This is a genomic window from Kitasatospora sp. NPDC001225 (assembly GCF_053597855.1).
The window spans coordinates 1-3,141 of the sequence record NZ_JBSFJC010000318.1 but is presented as its reverse complement, the minus strand read 5'-3'; the positions used below and the strand labels follow the sequence as shown (position 1 = coordinate 3,141).

Annotated in this window: 4 protein-coding genes; 3 read left to right on the top strand and 1 reads right to left on the bottom strand. The window is 70.6% G+C overall.

Annotated elements, in window-relative coordinates; genetic code table 11:
* The first annotated feature begins 7 nt into the window (after positions 1-7).
* The gene (locus ACWDCZ_RS39820) at positions 8-358 is read left to right on the top strand and encodes a phage tail protein (protein WP_449818524.1); all 351 of its coding nucleotides are present in this window, start codon (positions 8-10) and stop codon (positions 356-358) included.
* A gap of 32 nt (positions 359-390) precedes the next feature.
* Here the strand turns inward: ACWDCZ_RS39820 and ACWDCZ_RS39815 are convergent, their stop codons facing one another.
* On the bottom strand, positions 391-1,614 hold the full coding sequence (locus ACWDCZ_RS39815) for an RNA-guided endonuclease InsQ/TnpB family protein (RefSeq protein WP_449818523.1): 1,224 nt from the start codon (positions 1,612-1,614) through the stop codon (positions 391-393).
* 143 nt (positions 1,615-1,757) lie between these two features.
* On the opposite strand from ACWDCZ_RS39815, the gene ACWDCZ_RS39810 reads away from it, so the two are divergent.
* Together ACWDCZ_RS39810 and ACWDCZ_RS39805 are read left to right on the top strand one after the other, a co-directional pair.
* Positions 1,758-2,243, top strand: a complete 486-nt coding sequence (locus tag ACWDCZ_RS39810) for a hypothetical protein (protein WP_074002702.1) — start codon at positions 1,758-1,760, stop codon at positions 2,241-2,243.
* A complete protein-coding gene (locus ACWDCZ_RS39805; RefSeq protein ID WP_181970396.1) occupies positions 2,240-2,398 on the top strand; it encodes a DUF6760 family protein in 159 nt (52 codons plus the stop codon). Before ACWDCZ_RS39810 ends, ACWDCZ_RS39805 begins: the two co-directional genes overlap by 4 nt.
* Positions 2,399-3,141 lie beyond the last annotated feature (743 nt).

Genomic DNA, 3,141 nt, shown 5'->3' with positions numbered 1-3,141 from the left:
GCCGCGGGTGGTCGCCGAGCACCTGACCGAGCTGGGCGTCCCGGCCGAGCCGGCCGACGTGATCAACTCGGCCCAGGCCGCCGCCCGGCTCCCCGGCGAGGTGACCATCACCCGCGGCCTGGACAAGAGCGGCGCGTTCACGGACTGGATCAAGGAGACCCTCAACAACGGGGCGATCAACACCGCGCGGCAGAACCTCACCATCGAGGTCAAGGACACCACCGGTGCCACCCTGCGGCGCATCCAGCTCCTCAACGCCTGGGCCAGCCGCTGGGAGGGCCCGACCCTCAGCGCCGGCGAGTCCAGCGCCGCCACCGAGACCGTGACCATCGTGTTCGAGGAGATTTCGGTCGAATGACATCCTCCCCTCCGAGGGAGGGGATTCCTGGCTCACGCTGCCTGATTGCCCTGCGGACGTTCAGGTCTTCCACGATCGACACCAGCCGGGGCGAGACCAGCCCGGACGAGCATCACGCGGGCGGAGTTCTTATCGCGAGGCGATACGGCTCCGCACGCGGTGCACGAGTAGATCCTCTCGGAGAGGGGGAGGCGGTGCTTGGCTCTCACACCGCAGTGCGCACAATCCATCGTGGTGTGCGAGGGGCTGACGAGATACACGGCCCGTCCGTGTTTGCGGGCCATCTCGACCAACGCGGCCTTCGTGGCACCGATCGCGGCATCGGCCGCCTTGTTGGCCATGGTGGTCTTGGCGAGGAATTTCGGCCGGAAATCTTCCACCGCAATCGCGTCGTGGTCGCGCACCACCGACTTGGCCCACTTTCGAGCCGTGTCCTGTCGGCGGTTGGCGATCTTCCTGTGGAGCTTGGCTGCCTGCAGCTGGGCCCTGCGGTAGCCCTTGCTCTGGGCCTTTCCCTTCGGCTGCCGCCTCCGGGCCATCTGCCGCTGGTAGTGAGCGAGTTTCTGCGCGGCACTCTTCCCGTACCGAGGGTGGGGAAGGTCGTGGGCGTCACTGGTTGTGGTCGCGATCTCCCTGATGCCCCAGTCAATCCCGATGACACGGCTGGTGATGGGCAGTGGCTCGACTCGGGTCAGGACCACGAAGGAAGCCCACCAGTACCCGGAACTGTCGCGGAACACCCGTACGCTGGACGGGTCGGAAGGCAGACCGCGGGACCACACCACGGTCAGCACGATGCCGCCGGCCAAGTGGAGTCTGCCGTCGTTGATCCGGAATCCGCGCCGGGTGTAGTTGAGCGAAGGGGGCGTCTCCCGCTTGCTTTTCGGTCTGGGCATCCCGGCGCGCTGACGCATCGGCAGCTTCGCCTTGATGTCCTTCATGGCCTTGGCTCTCGACGTGGAGAAGTCCCGGACCACCTGCTGCTGCGGAACCGATGCCCCGTCGCGCAGCCACGCCATCGCACGGCGCGCCTTGGTGAGGAGTTTGTCCAGGTCGGCGGGACCGCAGGTGCTCCTGCTCTCGGAGTCGGCCCGGTTGTGCAGGTAGATCTTGCGGGACAGGTGGACGCACTCGTTCCACAGCCATCGGCACCGGCCCCACTCCGCTTCCAGCAGGGCGGACGCGGAGGACGACACACGTAGCCGGTACGTGTACCTGGCGTGCCGGGCACCGTCCACTGTCGACGCTTTCGTCATGACCGCAACGTAACAGCACCCACTGACAATGAATGAGAGTGCAGGTCAGAACAGATGCGCAGAGACCTCCGCCACTGCGGGGCTCCGAGCCGCGGACCGATTCGCTCCTCGGCCGAATCCGGGGACATCCGGGGAGTGATTCGGTGAGGCGCAAGATCGGCCTGGAGGAGCTGCTGGAACGGGCTCCGGCCCCGCAGAACACCGCGCCGCAGCAGCAGGCCCCGGCGGCAGCGGCGGCGGCGCAGCCCCGGGGGCGGGTGCCGCACACCGAGTTCGAGTTCGAGCTGCCGATCGGGTACGTGGACGACGACGGCACCGTGCACCGGCACGGTGCCATGCGCCTGGCCACCGCCCGTGACGAGCTGATGCCGCAGATCGACCTGCGGGTCAAGGAGAACCCGGCCTACCTCAGCGTGGTGCTGCTCAGCCACGTGATCACCCGGCTCGGCGACCTCACCGACGTGCACGCCGGGATCGTCGAGCGGATGTACGCCACCGACGTGGCCTTCCTCCAGGACCTCTACCAGCGGATCAACAGCGAAGGCCACACGCGCGCCGCGGTGACCTGCCCGCACTGCGACGGCGCCTTCGAGGTCGACCTCGCCGGTGGGCGCCTGGGGGAATCGTGACGTACGCGCCTGCTCGGCTGTACGAGGAGATCGCGTACATCGCGTACCACTTCCACTGGCAGCGGGAGGACATCCTCGACCTGACCCACCGCGAACGCGGGCAGTGGGTCAGGGAGATCGCCCGGCTCAACACCCGCATCAGCGAAGGCGGGTGAGCCGGGTGGGGCTTCGGGACTGGATCGGCCGGCGTCGGGGCGGCGGCGACGCCGCTGTCGGCGATAGCGGTGCTGACGGCGCGCCCGGCGGTACGGGCGAGGTCGTTCAGCGGCGACCGGCGGCGGGGGACGGGGGCTGGCGCGCGGTGGCGCCGCTGGTCCCGACCCTGGCCGGGCCGGGCCACGGCGTCAGCGACGGCCTGAGGTTCCGGTCCCGGCTCAGCGCCTGGCAGGACCCCTCGCTCTGCGGGCCGCTCGGCCACGCGGTCCTCCCGACCGCGCCGGCCGGCATCCTGCGGGCGGTGGCCGGGCCGGGCTCTCCGGCGCCCGTCCGCACGGGCGGGGACGAGCTCGTCGTGCCGGTCCTCCCGAGGGAGTCCGGGGCGGAAGAGCCCGTGGAGAGCGGGGAGCCGGCGACGGCCCGGCAGGCCCGGCCGGTCCAGCGGTCCGTCCGGCTGCGGCGGCTTCCGGTGCGCTCGGGGCCACGTCCGGCACGTACGGGCAAGGCCGACGGCGGTTCGCCGGGGCCTGCGGCCACGGCAGCCGGGGCGGCGGAGCACGGTGAGCCGAAGTCCGCTGGGGTGCGGGGGAGTTCGCCTCGTCCCGTGGTGTCGGCGAATGACGTCGGGACGCCCGGTGGGTCGGCTCCTGCCGGGGTGACGCCCGCTGCGGGCGCCGCCTCCTCGCGTCCCTACGGGGCCGAGCGTCCGGTCCGTCCGCGTTCCGTCAGCGCACCGTTGACC

What these genes read in the sequence shown, in the direction of transcription:
- ACWDCZ_RS39815 (WP_449818523.1), bottom strand. Translation starts at nt 1,614, where the DNA reads ATGACGAAAGCGTCGACAGTGGACGGTGCCCGGCACGCCAGGTACACG.